Source organism: Cellulosimicrobium protaetiae (assembly GCF_009708005.2).
GTDB lineage: Bacteria > Actinomycetota > Actinomycetes > Actinomycetales > Cellulomonadaceae > Cellulosimicrobium > Cellulosimicrobium protaetiae.
Window position 1 is genome coordinate 2,907,796 of the sequence record NZ_CP052757.1, and the last position, 17,474, is coordinate 2,925,269.

General features: G+C 75.5%; 15 protein-coding genes and 1 riboswitch. Of the genes, 8 read left to right on the forward strand and 7 right to left on the reverse strand.

The features are described from left to right. Positions 1 to 64: 64 nt before the first annotated feature. Positions 65 to 1,858, reverse strand: coding sequence for an aspartate--tRNA ligase (gene aspS, locus FIC82_RS12365; RefSeq protein ID WP_168731807.1), 1,794 nt, complete (start codon positions 1,856 to 1,858; stop codon positions 65 to 67). Between the two features lie 207 nt (positions 1,859 to 2,065). On the opposite strand from aspS, the gene FIC82_RS12370 reads away from it, so the two are divergent. Further along, on the forward strand, positions 2,066 to 2,533 hold the full coding sequence (locus tag FIC82_RS12370; RefSeq protein WP_168731808.1) for a PPOX class F420-dependent oxidoreductase: 468 nt from the start codon (positions 2,066 to 2,068) through the stop codon (positions 2,531 to 2,533). A gap of 145 nt (positions 2,534 to 2,678) precedes the next feature. Here the strand turns inward: FIC82_RS12370 and FIC82_RS12375 are convergent, their stop codons facing one another. Beyond that, positions 2,679 to 4,343, reverse strand: coding sequence for an Rv2578c family radical SAM protein (locus FIC82_RS12375; protein WP_168731809.1), 1,665 nt, complete (start codon positions 4,341 to 4,343; stop codon positions 2,679 to 2,681). A gap of 72 nt (positions 4,344 to 4,415) precedes the next feature. Further along, a complete protein-coding gene (locus tag FIC82_RS12380; RefSeq protein WP_154798750.1) occupies positions 4,416 to 4,856 on the reverse strand; it encodes a hypothetical protein in 441 nt (146 codons plus the stop codon). An 86-nt stretch (positions 4,857 to 4,942) separates the two neighbouring features. After that, a riboswitch (TPP riboswitch) is annotated at positions 4,943 to 5,062 on the forward strand. A gap of 113 nt (positions 5,063 to 5,175) precedes the next feature. Between FIC82_RS12380 and FIC82_RS12385 the strand changes: the two genes are divergently transcribed. The 3 genes from FIC82_RS12385 to FIC82_RS12395 are packed head-to-tail and all read left to right on the forward strand — an operon-like array spanning position 5,176 to position 8,499. Further along, positions 5,176 to 5,865 carry an ECF transporter S component gene (locus FIC82_RS12385; RefSeq protein WP_154798751.1) on the forward strand — a complete coding sequence of 230 codons (690 nt, stop codon included), beginning with the start codon at positions 5,176 to 5,178 and terminating at the stop codon, positions 5,863 to 5,865. Beyond that, a complete protein-coding gene (locus FIC82_RS12390) occupies positions 5,858 to 7,714 on the forward strand; it encodes an ABC transporter ATP-binding protein (RefSeq protein ID WP_154798752.1) in 1,857 nt (618 codons plus the stop codon). Before FIC82_RS12385 ends, FIC82_RS12390 begins: the two co-directional genes overlap by 8 nt. Continuing rightward, complete coding sequence (locus FIC82_RS12395; protein WP_168731810.1) at positions 7,711 to 8,499, forward strand: energy-coupling factor transporter transmembrane component T family protein; 789 nt, start codon at positions 7,711 to 7,713, stop codon at positions 8,497 to 8,499. The genes FIC82_RS12390 and FIC82_RS12395 overlap by 4 nt, the downstream gene beginning before the upstream one ends. 54 nt (positions 8,500 to 8,553) lie before the next feature. Here the strand turns inward: FIC82_RS12395 and FIC82_RS12400 are convergent, their stop codons facing one another. The 3 genes from FIC82_RS12400 to FIC82_RS12410 form a co-directional block, all read right to left on the reverse strand. Further along, a complete protein-coding gene (locus FIC82_RS12400; RefSeq protein WP_154798753.1) occupies positions 8,554 to 9,222 on the reverse strand; it encodes a M23 family metallopeptidase in 669 nt (222 codons plus the stop codon). Positions 9,223 to 9,307: 85 nt separating this feature from the next. Beyond that, positions 9,308 to 10,708 carry a histidine--tRNA ligase gene (gene hisS / locus FIC82_RS12405; RefSeq protein WP_154798754.1) on the reverse strand — a complete coding sequence of 467 codons (1,401 nt, stop codon included), beginning with the start codon at positions 10,706 to 10,708 and terminating at the stop codon, positions 9,308 to 9,310. Positions 10,709 to 10,782: 74 nt separating this feature from the next. Next, the gene (locus tag FIC82_RS12410; protein WP_336240035.1) at positions 10,783 to 11,625 is read right to left on the reverse strand and encodes an MBL fold metallo-hydrolase; all 843 of its coding nucleotides are present in this window, start codon (positions 11,623 to 11,625) and stop codon (positions 10,783 to 10,785) included. A gap of 211 nt (positions 11,626 to 11,836) precedes the next feature. On the opposite strand from FIC82_RS12410, the gene FIC82_RS12415 reads away from it, so the two are divergent. From FIC82_RS12415 to ligD, 4 genes are all read left to right on the forward strand, one after another. Further along, positions 11,837 to 12,604 carry a peptidylprolyl isomerase gene (locus FIC82_RS12415; protein WP_168731811.1) on the forward strand — a complete coding sequence of 256 codons (768 nt, stop codon included), beginning with the start codon at positions 11,837 to 11,839 and terminating at the stop codon, positions 12,602 to 12,604. Next, entirely contained in the window at positions 12,601 to 14,442 is a 1,842-nt protein-coding gene (locus FIC82_RS12420; RefSeq protein WP_253691112.1) for a DUF349 domain-containing protein, read from the forward strand. Before FIC82_RS12415 ends, FIC82_RS12420 begins: the two co-directional genes overlap by 4 nt. Positions 14,443 to 14,528: 86 nt before the next feature. Further along, positions 14,529 to 15,194 (forward strand): hypothetical protein, encoded by a 666-nt coding sequence (locus FIC82_RS12425; RefSeq protein WP_154798755.1) that lies wholly within the window; start codon positions 14,529 to 14,531, stop codon positions 15,192 to 15,194. Positions 15,195 to 15,204: 10 nt separating this feature from the next. After that, on the forward strand, positions 15,205 to 16,281 hold the full coding sequence (gene ligD, locus FIC82_RS12430; protein ID WP_154798756.1) for a non-homologous end-joining DNA ligase: 1,077 nt from the start codon (positions 15,205 to 15,207) through the stop codon (positions 16,279 to 16,281). Between the two features lie 32 nt (positions 16,282 to 16,313). Here ligD and FIC82_RS12435 read toward each other — a convergent pair whose 3' ends face one another. Next, positions 16,314 to 17,420, reverse strand: a complete 1,107-nt coding sequence (locus FIC82_RS12435; RefSeq protein ID WP_154798757.1) for an ATP-dependent DNA ligase — start codon at positions 17,418 to 17,420, stop codon at positions 16,314 to 16,316. Positions 17,421 to 17,474 lie beyond the last annotated feature (54 nt).

Below are 17,474 nucleotides of genomic sequence, written 5' to 3' on the forward strand. Positions count from 1 at the left end.
ACGTACGAGGGGCGCTCCACCCGCGCGGGTGGAGCGCCCCTCGTGCGTGCGGGCCGGGTGAGCGCTACGCCGCGCCCGCGCCCGTCTCGTCCTTCGGCGCGGCGGGCTTCGCGTCGACACCCGCCTCCTTGCGCTGCTCGGGCGTGATCGGCGCGGGGGCCTGCGTGAGCGGGTCGAACCCGCCGCCCGACTTCGGGAACGCGATGACGTCGCGGATCGAGTCCGACTTCGTCAGCAGCGCGACGATGCGGTCCCAGCCGAACGCGATGCCGCCGTGCGGGGGCGCCCCGAACTTGAACGCGTCGAGGAGGAAGCCGAACTTCTCCTGCGCCTCCTCGGGCCCGATGCCCATGACGTCGAAGACTCGCTCCTGCACGTCGCGGCGGTGGATACGGATCGAGCCGCCACCGATCTCGTTGCCGTTGCACACGATGTCGTAGGCGTAGGCCAGCGCCTCGCCGGGGTTCTGCTCGAACGTGTCGACCCAGTCCGGTGTCGGCGACGTGAACGCGTGGTGGACCGCGGTCCAGGCCGAGTGGCCCAGGTCGACGTCGTCGTCCTCACCGGTCGGCTTGAACAGCGGGGCGTCGACGACCCAGACGAACGCCCACGCGTCCTCGTCGATGGCACCCGTGCGCTTCGCGATCTCCTGACGCGCGGCGCCGAGCAGGGCGCGCGAGTCCGACGTCTTGCCCGCGGCGAAGAACACGGCGTCACCCGGCTGCGCGCCGGTCGCGTCGCGCAGACCCTCGCGCTCGGCGTCGGACAGGTTCTTGGCGACCGGGCCGGCGAGCGTCCCGTCCTCCTGGAACGTCACGTACGCGAGGCCGCGAGCGCCGCGCTGCTTGGCCCACTCCTGCCACGCGTCGAACTGGCGGCGCGGCTGCGACGCTCCGCCCGCCATGACGACGGCGCCGACGTACTCAGCCTGGAACACGCGGAACGGCGTGTCCTTGAAGTAGTCGGTGAGCTCGACGAGCGGGTTGCCGAAGCGCAGGTCCGGCTTGTCCGACCCGTAGAGACGCATCGCGTCGTGGAACGTCATGCGCGGGATCGGCGTCGGGATCGTGTACCCGACGAGCTCCCACAGGGCGACGAGGATCTTCTCCGCGAGCGCGATGACGTCGTCCTGCTCGACGAAGCTCATCTCGACGTCGAGCTGCGTGAACTCGGGCTGCCGGTCGGCGCGGAAGTCCTCGTCGCGGTAGCAGCGCGCGATCTGGTAGTACCGCTCCATGCCGCCCACCATGAGCAGCTGCTTGAAGAGCTGCGGCGACTGCGGCAGCGCGTACCAGGAGCCGGGCGCGAGGCGCGCGGGCACGAGGAAGTCGCGCGCGCCCTCGGGCGTCGAGCGCGTGAGCGTGGGGGTCTCGATCTCGACGAACTCCTCGGCGTCGAGCACGCGGCGCGCAGCCTGGTTGACCTTGGCGCGCAGGCGCAGCGCGTGCGCGGGCGCGGGCCGGCGCAGGTCGAGGTAGCGGTGCTTGAGGCGCGCCTCCTCGCCGATCGTCTCGGTGTCCGCGAGCGCCGTGGAGACCTGGAACGGCAGCGCCTCGGCCGTGTTGAGCACGACGACGTCGCTCGCGACGACCTCGATCTCGCCCGTCGGCAGGGACGGGTTCTCGTTGCCGTCGGGGCGGCGCGAGACCTCGCCGGTGACCTGGAGGACGAACTCGTTGCGCAGCGGGTGCGCGACGGCCTCGTCGCGGATGACGACCTGGGCGATCCCGGAGGCGTCCCGCAGATCGATGAAGGCGACGCCGCCGTGATCGCGCCGACGGTCGACCCAGCCCGTGAGGGTGACGGTCTGACCGGTGTGCTCGGCCCGCAGTGAGCCGGCCGTTCGGGTGCGCAGCACGGAGGGTTCCTTCCAGGTGGGCGGTGGGGGTCGCGCTCCCGGGGGGCGGGCGCGCGTCCGGACGATTCTAGTGCGGGCGCGCGCGGGGCTCGACCGGATACGGTGGCGGTGCCGCCGCACGACCCGTGCGCCACCCGTGTCGCAGCACCGGGGCCGGCGGCACCGGCGTGCGCCGACCGGCCCGCCGCCCGCAGGAGAGGACGACCCGTGGCCCGCACCATCGCGACGAACCGGCGCGTCGAGCGCGACGAGCTCGAGCGGTTCCTGCGCTCCCGGCACGACGGCGTGCTCGTCACGACCCGTGCCGACGGCCGGCCTCAGCTCAGCCCGGTCACGTACGGGGTCGACGACGGGGGCCGGGTCGTCGTGTCGACGTACCCGGAGCGTGCGAAGGCGGCCAACGTCCGCCGCGACCCGCGCGCGTCGCTGCTCTCCCTCGGCGAGCGGTTCTCCGACCCGTGGGTGCAGGTCGACGGCGAGGCCGAGGTGATCGACCTGCCCGAGTCGGTCGAGCCGCTCGTCGACTACTACCGGTCGATCAGCGGCGAGCACCCGGACTGGGACGAGTACCGCGCCGCGATGGTGACGCAGGGCAAGTCGCTCGTGCGGTTGACGATCACGCGCTGGGGCCCGGTCGCGACAGGCGGCTTCCCGGCGCGCCTTGCCGAGGACTGAGCGCTGCGAGCCGCGGCGCGGCGGAACGTTCCGCCCTGCCGGTCACCGGACCGTTCCCGCTCCTGAGCCGCCCCCCGGGCGCGCCCGGGCCTCGGCCAGTGCGCCGCCCGGCTGGGCGCCGCCGGGTCCGAGGTGCGTCACCGGGTCAGAACAGGACCTGGTCGACGCCACCGCCGACGACGTCGAGACCCCCGCCGTCGACGGGCATGCCCGCGAGCGCCCCGTCGTGCCCGCTGCGCGTGCCCTGCTGCGACGCGACGCCCGCCAGGCTGCCGACCGGGTACGCACCGTCGGTCGGCGGGGCCGTGCCGCGGTGCGTGTCGCCGAGCCCGCCGAGCTCGCCCCGGCGGTAGCGTCCCTCGACACCGGCGGGCCCGCGGTGCCCGGACACGGCGAAGCCGCGCACCTCGAGCATCGGGCGCACGCGGTCCCAGAGCCACGACCGGTAGGCCTTCGACGCGTAGGCGCCGCGCGCGTAGACGCGCTCGTAGCCCGGGACGAGCCGGGGATGCTCGCGCGCGAGCCAGGACATGTACCACTCCCGGGTGCCCGGCTTGAGGTGCAGGGGAAGCACCGTCACGCCCGTCGCGCCCGCGTCCTTCACCGCGTCGAGCAGGTCGGTCAGGGCACGCGTGGAGTCGGTGAGCCAGGGCAGCACGGGCGCGACCATGACGCCGCACGGCAAGCCGGCGTCGCGGACCGCGCGGATCAGGTCGAGGCGCGCGCGGGGCGACGGCGTGCCGGGCTCGACGCTCGCCTGGAGCGCGGGGTCGAGCAGCGCGAGCGAGACGCCGATCCCGACCTCGACACGGGACGCGGCGCCCGCGAGCAGAGGGAGATCGCGGCGCAGGAGCGTGCCCTTGGTGAGGACCGACAGCGGCGTGCCCGAGCCCGCGAGCGCGTCGATGATGCCCGGCATGAGGCGGTAACGGCCCTCGGCCCGCTGGTACGGGTCGGTGTTGGTCCCGAGCGCGACCGGCTCGCGGCCCCACGAGCGACGCGCGAGCTCGGCGCGCAGCACCTCGTCGACGTTGACCTTCACCACGACCTCGCGGTCGAAGTCCTCGCCCGCGTCGAGGTCCAGGTACTGGTGCGTGGGCCGGGCGAAGCAGTTGTGACTGACGACCCCCGCGGCGACGAAGTCGCGCGTACCCGTCGTGATGTCGACGAGCTCGCTCTCCTCCCCCGGCCCGTCCAGGGCCTCGAGAGAGTCGACGCGCAGCGCGTCGCCGCCGGTCACGTCGCGGCCCTCGAGGGCGACGCCGCCGTCCGCGAGCGCCGCGGCGCCCGGGCCGACGAGGACGTCCCCGAGCGCGAGGTGGGCACGCCGCCCCGGACCCCCGACGACGTGCCGCCAGCCCCGCTCGGTGAGGAACCGGTGGTCGCCGCTCGCGACGAGGCGCGTGCCGTCCGCGAGGGTCACGCGATAGGCGCGCTTGCGGGTGGTCCAGCGGTCGAGCACGCGCGTGCGCACGTAGCGACGATAGGCCCCGTGCGGCGCGGTGCCCACGATCTCGTCGCCGACGCGCAGCGCGCCGATCGGGCGCTGCGTGCCGTCGGCGAGCAGCACCGGGGTCGAGGGCGCGAGGCAGTAGGAGCAGGCGTGGCTGCACCCGCGGTACGGGTTGACCGTCCAGCGGAAGGGCATGCGCGACATCGCCGGGACCTTGGACAGCGCGCTCTTGGCCGTCACCTCGTGGAACGTGATGCCCGCGAACTCGGGCGTGCGCACGCTGCGCACGAGGCCGGCGCGCTCCAGCCCCGGGAGCGCGCCGTCGTCCGCGCCGATCGCCTGTCCGTCCCACCGCACGGCAGCATTCGAACAGGTGTTCGAATGCGTGTCAAGGTGCGCCCGGGCGAGCTGCCTGCCGGGCCCGTGGCGTCACGGCACGTCCTGCGCGGCCCACGCCTTGAGCAGGCTCAGGTTCGCCAACGGGACGTAGTGCCCGATCCGGGGATAGTCGAGCGTCACGGCCACGACGCCGGCCTCCCCGAGCGACGCGACGTAGTCGATCGCGGCCGGCATCGGCACCACCAGCAGAGACGCGGGGTCGCCCTCGACGACGAGACCCAGCGTGACCGCGGCCTCGTGCGCGCGGGTCGCGCTGCTGTACAGGCAGACCATCGGCCCCTGCTCGGCCGCCACGGCGTACGGGTGGGGCCGGTCGTCGGGGCCGCGCGCGACGAAGAACCAGGTGTCGAGGCGGGTGACCTGCCGCCACAGGGCGACCTGCGCCGTCGTGTCTCCCGCCGGTGCCGTCCGGACGTCGTCGGCGAGGCGGTCCAGCTCTGCCACGGCCAGGGGGTCGTTGTCACTCGTCATGGCGACACGCTCTCATGCCGCGCACGCCGTCCCGATGGGTGAGACGCCGGGATTGTCCTGGCGCGCGGGAGACCCTAGGGTCGGGCCGAACGCCCCCGGGGAGCGCACGAGCGCTGAGAGTGCAGGCCGGACACCCGTCCCACCCGCAGACCCGTGGAACCTGATCTGGTTCGTACCAGCGAAGGGAGCAGGGCCGACGTCACCGTCCCCTGCGCGCTCGTGCCAGCGCGCCCTGCGCGCCCGGCCGGCCGCGCGGGGCCAGGCGGGGGCGCGCCGTCGTGCACCCGTCGACCCGGGGGCCCTGACGGAGGGAACCCGCATGACCGAGCCCCGCACCGCCCCGCAGCAGGCGACGGAACCCCGCACCACCGAGCCACCTGCCGCGCCCCCCGGCCTCGCCGGTCCCGGCGCGGGCACGTCCCCGCGCGCCTCACGACGCCGCGGGCTGACCCTGCACGAGACGGTGCTGATCGCCGTCCTCGGCGTCGTGTTCGGGTTCGTCTACTGGGCGTTCGTCCAGCTCTGGGCCCCCCTCCAGCTCGCCATGGGACCGCTCGCCGACCTCGCGTCGAACGTGCTCGCCGGCGCGTGGATCGTCGTCGGCCCGCTCGCGACGTACATCGTCCGCAAGCCCGGTGTCGGCATCCTCACCGAGACCCTGGCCGCGCTCGTCGAGGTCGTCTTCCTCGCGTCCCCCGCCGGGCCGCTCCTGCTCCTCGTCGGCCTGGTCCAGGGCGTCGGCGCCGAGCTGCCGTTCGCGCTCACGCGGTACCGGCGCTACGGCTGGTGGGTGTTCGTCGCGTCCGGCGTGAGCGCGGCGCTGGTCACGTTCGCGTTCAACGCCGTCCGGTTCGGTTGGCTCGGTCAGGACTACGCGATGCTCCGGCTCGGGATCCAGGTCGTCTCGTGCGTCGTGCTGTGCGGCCTCGCGGCCCGCCTCCTCGGCGACGCGCTCGCCCGCACCGGGGCGCTCGACGCCTTCGCGATCGGCGCGGCCCGCCGTGCCTGAGCCGAGCTCGCCCGTGCCCGACGCCGTCACGGCCGCCGCCCTGACCGTCACCGTCGGGCACCACGGGGCCCGCGTGCTCGACGACGTCCGCGTCCACGTCCCCGCGGGCACGAGCCTGCTCGTCCTCGGCCCGTCCGGGTGCGGGAAGTCGACGTTGCTGCGGGCCCTCGTCGGCGTCGTCCCGCACACCCTGCCGGGCACCGTGTCAGGCACGCTCCGCGTGGCCGGCGACGACCCGCGCGAGGTGCCGCCGCCCGTGCTCGCCGCACGCGTCGGGCTGGTCCAGCAACGCCCCGGCGACCAGCTCTGCCTGGCCCGCGTGGACGAGGAGCTGCGGTTCGCGCTCGAGAACCGGGGTGCCGACCCGCGCACCATGGACGCGCGGGCGGACGTGGCGCTCGCCGCCGTCGGCGCCGCGCACCTGCACGACCGGGCGACCCACACGCTGTCCGGCGGCGAGGCGCAACGCGTGGCGCTCGCCGCCGCTCTCGTCGCCGACCCGGAGCTCGTCGTGCTCGACGAGCCCACCGCGCTCCTCGACCCCGCGTCCGCCCACGACGTCGGGACGCTCGTGGCAGGGCTCGCCCGCGGTCCCGGTCCCGGCCCCGACGGCGACCGCGACGGGGCCCCCGTCTCGCCCCCGCACCGCTCCGTGGTGCTCGTCGAGCACCGGCTCGACGACCTCGGAGCGCTGCCGGAGGCGACGCTGGTGCTGGGGCGCGACGGACGCGTCGTCGCGCACGGTCCCACGGACCGGGTCCTGCGTGAGCACGCCCGCGACCTCGCCGACCTGGGGTGCTGGCTGCCGCTCGACGTCCGGCTGGAGCAGGCGGGTGCCCCGGGACCGCTCGGCTCCTCGGAGACCGACGAGTGGCTCGTCGGCCTCGTCCGGTCCCCCACCGCCCTGCAGAGATCCGCGACCCGCCCACCCGCCGAGACGTCGGTCGGCACGTCGACCGGCACGTCGACCGGCACGTCGACCGGCACGTCGACCGGCACGTCGCGCCCGGTCGCGCTCCGGGCACGCGGCCTGCACGTCCACCGCGGCGGGATGCACCTGGGACGCAGGCGTCGCGCCGACGCACCCGTCGTGCGCGACGTCGACCTCGACGTCCGTGCGGGCGAGGTGCTCGCCGTCGTCGGGCCGAACGGCGGCGGGAAGTCGACGCTCCTGCGCGGTCTGGCCGGGCTCGAGCGCACCGCGGGCGAGGTCACGACGGCGACCGGCGCCCCGGTCGCGATGGTGTTCCAGGACCCCGAGCACCAGCTCCTCGCGCGCACCGTGCGCGACGAGGTCGCCTGGTCCGCACGGCTCGCACGCCTCGACGACGTCGACGGTCGCGTCGCGCGGACGCTCGACGCCTTCGGCCTCACGCACCTCGCCGACGCGAACCCGTACCGCCTCTCCGGCGGCGAGCAGCGCCGCCTGTCCCTGGCCACGGCCACCGTGCTCGACCCGCCCGTCCTCCTCGCCGACGAGCCCACGTTCGGGCTCGACCGCGCCCAGGCCGCCGCCGCCGGCCGGGCCCTGCGAGCGCGCGCCGACGCGGGCGGCGCGGTCGTCGTCGTCTCGCACGACCTCTCCCTCGTCGCGGCGCTCGCCGACCGGGTCGCCGTCGTGGTGGACGGGCGGCTCGTCGCCCTCGAAGCTCCCTCGGAGGTGCTCGGGGACGACACGCAGTGCGCGGTCGCCGGCCTGCGCCGCCCGCCGCTGCTCGAGTGGTGGGCTCGCGTGGGTCGCCATCACGGCGTCGACCCGGGCGCGCTCGTGCGCGCGCTCGACGCGGTCCACGGTGGACCCGACGTCATGGACCGGCCCGCCGCCGACCTGGCCGAGGTCGCCCCGTGACCGCCCCGCACCCGACCCTCCTCGAGCGGTGGAACCCCACGGTCAAGCTCGCGACCGTGCTCGTCCTGTCGACGGCCGTGCTGCTCGTCACCGACCCGGTGACCCCCGCGATCGGCTGGGTGCTCACCGTCACCGCGCTCCTGGTGCTCGGCCGCGTCCCCGCCCGGACGCTCGTGCTCGCCCACGTCCCGTTCGTGGTCTTCGCGACGAGCCTGCTCGTCGTCAACGTCGTGACCCGGCCCGGGGGCGACCCGGTGTCTCTGGGGCCGTTCACCGTGGGTGCCGACGGTCTGACGATCGGCATCGCGCTCGCGCTGCGCACGCTCTTCGTCGGCACGCTCTCGCTCACGCTCGTCCTCACCACCGACCCCGTGCGCCTCATGACGAGCCTGCACCAGCACGCCCGCCTGCCCGCGACGTGGACCTTCGCCGTGCTCGCGGCACACCGGCTGCTCGTCGAGCTCCCCGACGCGTGGCACACGATCCGCTGCGCCCAGGCGGTGCGCGACCCGCGGCGCCGCCCCGGCCCGCTCCCCCGCTCCCCGCGTGCGCTCGGCGCGGCCGCGTTCGCGCTGCTCGTCGGGGCGGTGCGCCGGTCCGAGCGGCTGACGGTCGCGCTCGAGTCGCGCGGCCTCGGGTCCGGTCCGCGCACCACGTCGCGTCCCGTCCCGCTCGGCGTGCCCGACGTCGTCGCCGCGCTCGCGGTCCTGGCGCTCGCCACCGCGGTGGTCACCGTCGGCGTCGTCGCGGGATGGGTCACGGGCCTGGGCGCCCTCACCGCATGAGGCGGCCGCCCCGGCGGTCGATGCGGCCGGGCGACGCGGCCGGGCGACGACCTCTCAGGCGGGCTCGACCACCGCGCGCTCCGCGGGGACACCGCGCGCGACCTCGACGGTGGTGCCGCCGCGCCGCCGCTCCCGAAAGGTGCGGAACACCAGCGGCACGCCGCGCGCGACGAGCGGGTCAGGTCCGTCCATGACCTGGACGTGCACGTGCGGTTGCGTCGAGTTCCCCGAGCTCCCGCACCGGCCGACCTCGTCGCCGGTCGCGACCCGCTGACCCGGGCGCACCGCGACCGAGCCCGAGCGCAGGTGGGCGAGGACCACGAAGACGCGCGGGGCGTCGAGCGCGAGCACCACGTGGTTGCCCGCGAGCGCCGCACCCCCGGCGCGCGCCCGCGACGCCTGCGTGAGCGCGTACCCGACGAGCGCGAGGGGCGAGCGCCGGGCCTCGTGGTCGGGCTCGCCGTCGTGCACGGCGACCACGGTCCCGGGCGCCGGTGCGAGGACCGGGAGCCCGTACGCGTGGAACCGTCCGGGCGGCTCGGTGCCGAGCGCCGTGCGCCAGTCGCGCACGGCCGCGGTGCGGCGTCCGCGGACCGCGACGAAGTCGATCGCGTACGTGGTGGCGAACAGGTGGGTGCCGTGGCTGGGGACGCGACGTGCGGGGCTGTTCTGCACGAGCCACGTCCCCGTGAACGGCAGGGACAGCTCGACGGCGCCCGCCATGCCGACCTCCTGTCCCCGTGATGCCCCGTCGATCCTCCCGTGACTTCCGGGACCGGCGCGGTCGCGAACCGTCGTGCTCCCGGCGTCAGTCCGTCGCCGGGACCACCCGGGGCCGCAGGTCCTCGGCGGGCGGCGCCCAGGTCGCGGCGTCGGCGTCGACCTGCTCGCCCGAGCGGATGTCCTTGACCTGGTCGGGCGAGCGCGTCCCGTCCTCCTCGACGCGCCCCGGGAACCAGACGAACGGGATGCCGCGCCGGTCGGCGTAGCGGATCTGCTTGCCGAACTTGGCGGCGGCGGGCGCGACCTCGACCGGGACGCCGCGCGACCGCAGGGCCGTGGCGACCGCGTCGGACGCGCCGCGCGTCTCCTCGCTCGTCACCGCGACCACGACGGCGCTCGGCACGGCGCGCGTCGCCCGCACCAGGCCGGCGGAGAGCAGGCGCGAGACGAGTCGGGACACGCCGATCGAGAGACCCACGCCGGGGTAGGTGTTCGCGCCGTCCGACGCGAGCGTGTCGTAGCGCCCGCCGGAGCAGATCGACCCGAGCTGCTCGTGCCCGACGAGCACGGTCTCGTACACCGAGCCCGTGTAGTAGTCCAGGCCGCGCGCGATCTTGAGGTCGGCGACGACGACGCCCGGGGCGCGCACGCTCGCCGCCTCGATCAGCGCCCCGAGCTCCGCGAGCCCCGTGTCGAGGAGGTCGCTCACGACGCCGTGCTCGGCCGCGAGCGCCCGCACCCGGTCGACCACGCCGGTGTCGCTGCCGCTGATCGCGGCGAGCGCGAGGCACGCCTCGGCCTGCTCGGGCGTGGCGCCGGCCTCGGCGACGAGCAGCGCGGCCACCTTCTCGGGGCCGACCTTGTCGAGCTTGTCGATCTGGCGCAGGACCTCGTCCACGGCGTCGATCCCGAGCCCACGGTAGAAGCCCTCGGCGACGCGGCGGTTGTTCACGAGGACGCGGACCTCGGGCACCCCGATGTCGCGCAGCGCGCCGAGGGCCTCCGCCATGACGAGCGGCAGCTCGACCTCGTAGTGGTACGGCAGCTCGCCCGCACCGACGACGTCGATGTCCGCCTGCGTGAACTCGCGGAACCGGCCGTCCTGGGGGCGCTCGCCGCGCCACACCTTCTGGATCTGGTACCGCTTGAAGGGGAACGCGAGGTGCCCGGCGTTCTCCAGCACGTAGCGCGCGAACGGGACGGTGAGGTCGAAGTGCAGGCCGAGCTGCTTGTCGGCCCGGCCCTGGCGGGCCGCGTCGGCCTCGTTGCCCTCCGCCTCTTCCTGCAGCCTGCGGAGGACGTAGACCTCCTTGGAGGTCTCGCCCTTGCGCAGCAGCTGGTCGAGCGGCTCGACCGCGCGCGTCTCGATCCCGCCGAACCCGTGCAGCTCGAACACCCGGCGCAGGGTGTCGAGGACGTGCTGCTCGACGATCCGACCGTCGGGGAGCCATTCGGGGAAACCGGAGAGGGGTGTGGGCCTGGCCATGGGTCAGATCCTCCCAGACCCGCGCACGGTGGTCCGCATCGTCCCGTCCGACGGACGCGCGCGGCCCGGCCGCGTCAGCGCGCGAGGAACGGGTTCGTCGCGAGCTCGCGCGCGACGGTCGTGGCAGGGCCGTGCCCCGGCAGCACGTCCCACTCGGGGTCGAGACGCCCGACGACGTCGCGCAGCGTGCGGGCCATCGTCGCGCCGTCCCCGCCCGGCAGGTCGGTGCGGCCGACGGACCCTGCGAAGAGGACGTCGCCGCTGAGCACGACCCCCGCGCCGGGCTCGCCCACGAGGTAGAGCGTGGAGCCCTCGGTGTGACCGGGGGCGCCGACCGCGCGCAGCCCGAGCGCGCCCCACCGCAGCGTGCGTTCCTCCCCCGCGGGGACGTCGAACGTCTCGACGCGCGCCGGCTCGCGGTAGTCCTGCGGCCGGGCACCGGCAGCCGCGAGCGCCGCACCGAGCGGACCGGAGACGAGCGCGCGGTGCGTCCCGCGCTCTCCCGCCACGGCTGCGGTCCGCCCGTGCTCGAGGCTGCCGAACGGGTCCGCGAGACGGTACGCGTCCGCCGCGTGCAGGACGACGGGGACGTCGAACCGGTCCGCGAGCTCGGCCGCGTCCCACGTGTGGTCCACGTGCCCGTGCGTCGCGAGCACGGCCCGCGGCACCAGTCCCGCCGACCGCACATGGGCGACGACGGCGTCCGCGACGCCCGCACCCGCGTCGACGACCACGCAGTCGCCACCGGGAGCGCTCACGACGGTGCAGTTGGTCCCGAAGACCGGTGCGACGACGACGCGCAGCGTCGGGGCGTCCGGGGCGTCCGGGCCGGACGGGCCGTCGGACGGGCCGTCGGACGAGGTGTCGGGTGAGGTCTCGGACGGGGGCCAGGGCGGCGTGCCGGAGGGTCGGTCCACGCGCCCGAGGGTAGCCCGCGGGGCCGTCGCAGGCCCGGGTCCGCGACCTCGCGCCCCGCGACGCACCCGACCGGTCGATACCGGACCGTGACCTGGACGCGGCAAATCCACCCGCCACCAGGGCCCTCGGTGCCTAGACTGTCCCGTACCGACCGCGGCCGTACCGGGGTCGACCGTGCGCGCCACGACGGCGCCGGACGAAGGAGCTGGGGTGTCGACGAAGAGTCGCGAGCGCGAGCAGGCGCGTCGTCGCGAGGAGAAGTGGGACCGTCACGTGGCCCAGCTCCGCGCGAAGCGCCAGCGGACCTGGTCGATCGTCGGCGTCGTGGCGGCGCTCGTCGTGATCGGCGTCGCGGTGTGGTGGGCCTTGTCGGCCACGCAGGGGCCGGGCACGGAAGCCGGCACCGACGCGGGCGGCGGCACCGGGACGGCACCCACGGCGACCGGCGAGCACACGCTGCCTCCCGCGTCCGCCGCCGAGGGGCGCGACTGGACCTCGACGCTCACCACGAGCGCCGGCGACCTCACGCTCACGCTCGACGGTGCCGCCGCCCCGCAGGCCGTGGCGAGCTTCGTGTCCCTCGCGGAGTCCGGGTACTTCGACGGCACGTCGTGCCACCGCCTCACGACGTCGGGCATCTACGTGCTCCAGTGCGGCGACCCGACGGGCACGGGGACCGGCGACCCCGGCTACAAGTTCGGCCCCGTCGAGAACCCCCCGTCCGACGACGTGTACCCGGCCGGGACCGTCGCGATGGCGCGCCAGGGCGGCGACGCGGAGTCGATGGGCTCCCAGTTCTTCCTCGTCTACGAGGACTCGACCATCCCGCCCGACGCGGCGGGTGGTTACACGGTGTTCGGCACCATCACGTCCGGCCTGGACGTCGTCCAGGCAGTCGCTGACGCGGGGACGCAGGACGGATCCGGCGACGGGTCCCCCGCCACCCCGGTCACCATCGAAGGAGTTGAGACCCAGTGAGCGATCCCGCCAAGGACCAGGCGAGCGCACCGACACCGGAGCCCGCAGAGGCGAGCGAGACCGGACGGGTCGACGCGACAGACGTGGAGCCGACGGACGCCCCGACGGTCCCCGCCGAGGCCACCGAGCCGGTCGAAGCAACCGAGCCGGTCGAGCCCGCCGAGCCGGTCGAGCCCTCCGTCGCCGAGCCGACCGCGCCCGCGGAGGAGCAGGTCGCCGACGCTGCCGAGGGGCAGACCGCTCCGGACCAGGCCGACGTCGACGCCACGACGGCCGACGCCCCTGAGGCGACCGCGACGCCGTCCCCGGGCGTTCCGGACTCCGAGTCGCCGTCTCCCGAGACCGCGGCTCCCGAGCCCGCGGCGGAGAACGCCGCCGAGACCGCGGCGCAGAGCGCGGCCGATGCCGCGGCTCCGGCCGCGCCCAAGCCGGGCGCCCCGCGGCCCGGCCCTCGCCCCAAGCCGTCCGCCGTGCCGCACCCGCCGCGCAAGCCCGCTCCCCCGGCGTCGGGCGCCCCGACGGCGCCGGCCGCCGTGCCCGAGGTGCCCGCCGTCCCCGCGCTCGCCGACGACTCGGCGGCCGCGAAGGCCGCGGCCGAGTTCGGTCGCGTCGACGAGGACGGCACCGTGTACGTCCGCGAGAGCGCCGGCGAGCGGTCCGTGGGCCAGTTCCCGGGCGTCGGCACCGACGAGGCGCTCGCGCTGTACGTGCGGCGCTACCTCGACCTCCAGGCGAAGGTCGCGCTCTTCGAGGCGCGCCTGACGAGCACCGACCTGTCGGTCAAGGAGATCGACCAGACGCTCGCCCGCCTCACGGAGGAGACCGCGGAGCCGTCCGCGGTCGGCGACCTCGACGGCCTGCGCGCGCAGGTCGAGGCGCTGCGCGGCACCGCGGCGGAGCGCCGCGGCCAGCTCGAGGCGGAGCGCGCCGCGGCCAAGGCCGCGGCCCTCGAGGCCAGGACCGAGATCATCGAGGCGGCGGAGAAGATCGCCGCGACCGACCCCAGCCGGATGCAGTGGCGTCCCGCGGGCGAGGAGCTGCGCGGCCTGCTCGACCGCTGGAAGGAGGCCCAGCGTTCCGGGCCGCGCATCGACCGGGCCAGCGAGGAGGCTCTCTGGAAGCGGTTCAGCCACGCACGGACCGCGTTCGACCGCGAGCGCCGGCACTACTTCGCCGAGCTCGAGCAGCGCAACGCCGCCGCCAAGACGGCCAAGGAGAAGCTCGTCGCCGAGGCCGAGGCGCTCTCGTCGAGCACCGACTGGGGCCCGACCGCCGGCGCGTACCGCGACCTCATGGCGCGGTGGAAGGCCGCCGGGCGCGCGAGCCGCAAGGACGACGACGCGCTGTGGGCACGCTTCCGTGCCGCGCAGGACACGTTCTTCCAGGCCCGTGACGCGGTGAACTCGGCGACCGACGCCGAGTACGCCGCGAACCTCGAGGTCAAGGAGGCGCTCCTCGCCGAGGCGGAGAAGCTGGTCCCGGTCAAGGACCTCGGCGCGGCGAAGAGCGCGCTGCGCGACCTCCAGGAGCGCTGGGAGGAGGCGGGTCGCGTCCCCCGCGGCGACCTGCAGCGCGTCGAGGGCCGCCTGCGCGCCGTCGAGAACGCGGTCCGCGACGCCGAGCAGGCGCAGTGGACGCGGACCAACCCGGAGACGCGCGCCCGCGCCGAGGGCGCGGCGGCACAGCTCGAGGCGGCGATCGAGCGGCTCGAGGCGGACCTCGCGGCGGCGCAGTCCCGTGGCGACGCCCGCGCCGTGAAGGACCTGGAGTCGCAGCTCGCGGCGCGCCGCTCGTGGCTCGAGCAGGTCGTGCGCGCCGCCGAGGACTCGCGCGGCTGACACCACCGTCCGACGAGGGGTCGGTGCTCGTCCACAGGCGAGCGCCGACCCTTTCTCGTGCCCGCGTGATGGTGCAGGGTGTCCGCATGGCTCCCGCGTCTCCCGCTCCTCCCGCCACCGGGCCGTCCGCCGCACCGTCCGCGGGGACGGCCTCCGGGACGGCCGCGACGCTCGCACGACTCCTCGCCCCGCGGACGGACGACGGGGAGCTTCTCGTCACGCCGGCGGACGTCGGTGGCCCCGCCGCCTTCCAGGCGCTCGTCCGGTCCGGCGCGCTCCGTCGGGTCTGGGGCGACGTCGCGGCGCCCGTCCGGGTGCCCGACACCCCGACGCTCCGCGCGCTCGCCGTCCGTGCCGTCGTGCCGCGCGGGACGGTCCTCGCCGGGGCGGCCGCCGCGTGGGTCCTGTGCGGGGCGCCGGCTCCCCGCACGCTGGACCTCCTGCACCCTCCGGGCCGGCACCGCCCGCCGCCGCACCCCGGACGCGCTCCGCGGCAGGCGCAGGTGCTGCGTGACGAGACGGTCCTCGTCGCGGGTGTGCTCGTGACGTCGGTGCAGCGGACCGCGCTGGACGTCGCGACGCGCGCCGGGACGGACGACGCCCTCGCCACGCTCCGCCTGCTGCGGGAGGTCTGCGGTCTCGACGTCAAGGCCGCGGCGCGGTCCCTCGAGCTGCGTCACCGGTGGCCCGGCCGCCCGCGTGCCCGGGACCGGCTGGCGCTCCTGCTCGCCGCGGACGACGTCCCGGTCTAGGTTGGTCGGCATGGCCGCAGCCACGACACCCCCCGTGGAGCTCGACGTCCGAGGACGGACCGTGCGCGTGACGAGCCCCGACCGCGTCGTCTTCCCCGCCCGCGGGGTCACCAAGCTCGACGTCGTGCGGTACTTCCTCAGCGTCGGTGACGGGATCCTCGGCGCGCTGGTCGACCGCCCGACGACGCTCGAACGCTGGCCCAAGGGAGTCTTCGAGGGCGCGCGGATGAGCACGCGCACCGACAACACCGGTGACGCGTTCTACCAGAAGCGCATCCCCAAGGGCGCGCCCGACTACGTGCGCACCGCGCGCATCGCGTTCCCCAGCGGGCGGACCGCGGACGAGGTGTGCCCGACCGAGCTCGCCGTCGTCGCGTGGGCCGCGAACCTCGGGACGCTGACGTTCCACCCCTGGCCGGTCCGGGGCGAGGACGTCGAGGCCGTCGACCAGCTCCGCATCGACCTCGACCCGCAGCCCGGGACCGACTTCGACGACGCCGTGCGCGTCGCGCCGCACCTGCGCGAGGTGCTCGACGAGCTCGGCCTCCCCGGCTACCCGAAGACGTCGGGCGGGCGCGGCATCCACGTCTTCGTGCCCGTCGCGCCCGAGTGGGACTTCGTCGCCGCACGTCGCGCGACGATCGCAATCGGGCGCGAGCTCGAGCGCCGACTCCCCGACCAGGTCACCACCAAGTGGTGGAAGGAGGAGCGCGGCGCCAAGATCTTCGTCGACTACAACCAGATGGCGCGCGACCGCACCATCGCGTCCGCCTACTCGATCCGCTCGAACCAGCGAGCGACCGTCTCGGCCCCGCTGCGCTGGGACGAGCTCGGCGACGTCCACCCGGACGACTTCGACGTCCTCACCGTGCCGACGCGGTTCGCCGAGGTCGGCGACCTGTTCGCGCCGCTGCGGGCCGACCGGGACGACCCGGGGGCCTCGCTCGAGGCCGCGCTGGAGCTCTCCCGGCGCGACGAGGCCGAGCACGGGCTCGGCGATCTCCCCTACCCCCCGGAGTACCCGAAGATGCCGGGCGAGCCCAAGCGCGTGCAGCCGAGCAAGGACCGCGACCGGCCCCGCTCCTGACCGACCTGCACCGCGGGATGCTCCCGCGGGGACTACCTCGTCCCGGGGGCGCCCGGGAGGATGCCCGTCAGGTCGTAGCGCACCGGCTCCTCGAGCTGGTCGTACGTGCACGAGGCGGGGTCGCGGTCGTCGCGCCAGCGGCGGAACTGCGCCGTGTGCCGGAACCGGGTCCCCTCCATGTGGTCGTAGGCGACCTCGAGCACGCGCTCGACGCGCAACGGCGTGAACGACAGGTCCTTGCCGGAGCTCCACCGCGACACGGCGCCGGGCATGCGCTCGCCCGCCGGGTTCTCCCACCCGGCCCACGGGTGCGCGTCGGCCTCCGGCGTACCCGGCTCCACGACCAGCGGCGCGAGCTCCGCGACGAGGGCGGCACGGCGCGCCGCGGGGAACGACGCGGCGACACCGACGAACTGGAGCTGCCCGGTGTCGTCGTACAGCCCGAGGAGGAGCGAGCCGAGCAGCGGCTTCGTGGGCGTCGACGTCTTGTGCAGGCGGTAGCCGGCGAGGACGACGTCCGCCTCGCGCCCGTGCTTGATCTTGAGCATCGCGCGCTTGTTCGGCTGGTAGGTCCCGTCGAGCGGCTTCGCGACCACGCCGTCCAGCCCCGCCCCCTCGAACGTGTCGAACCAGTCGCGCGCGACGGCGACGTCGCGGGTGCGTGGCGTCGCGTGCACGTCCGGACCGTCGAGGCCGAGCGAGTCGAGGACCTCGTGCCGCCGCGCGAGCGGCTGACCGGTGAGGTCGGCGTCACCGAGGGCGAGCACGTCGAACACGACCAGCGCGGCGGGCGTCTGCTCGGCGAGCAGGCGCACGCGCGAGGCGGCCGGGTGGATGCGCTGCTGCAAGACCTCGAACTCGAGCCGCCCCTCCTGGGCGACGACGATCTCGCCGTCGACCACGCAGCGCGGTGGGAGCACCGCGCGCACTGCCTCGACGACCTCCGGAAAGTACCGCTCCATCGGTCGTGCGTTGCGGCTGTCGAGCCGCACCTCGTCGCCGTCGCGGTACACGATCGCGCGGAACCCGTCCCACTTCGGCTCGTAGACGTACCCGCCGTCCACGGCGTCGGGCTCGGGCACCGCCGGGACGGACTTCGCGAGCATGGGCAGCACGGGAGGCATCACGGGCAGGTCCATGTGCCGATGCTGCCACCGGCCGCGCGGGACGGCGCGACGACGCGACGGGTCCTG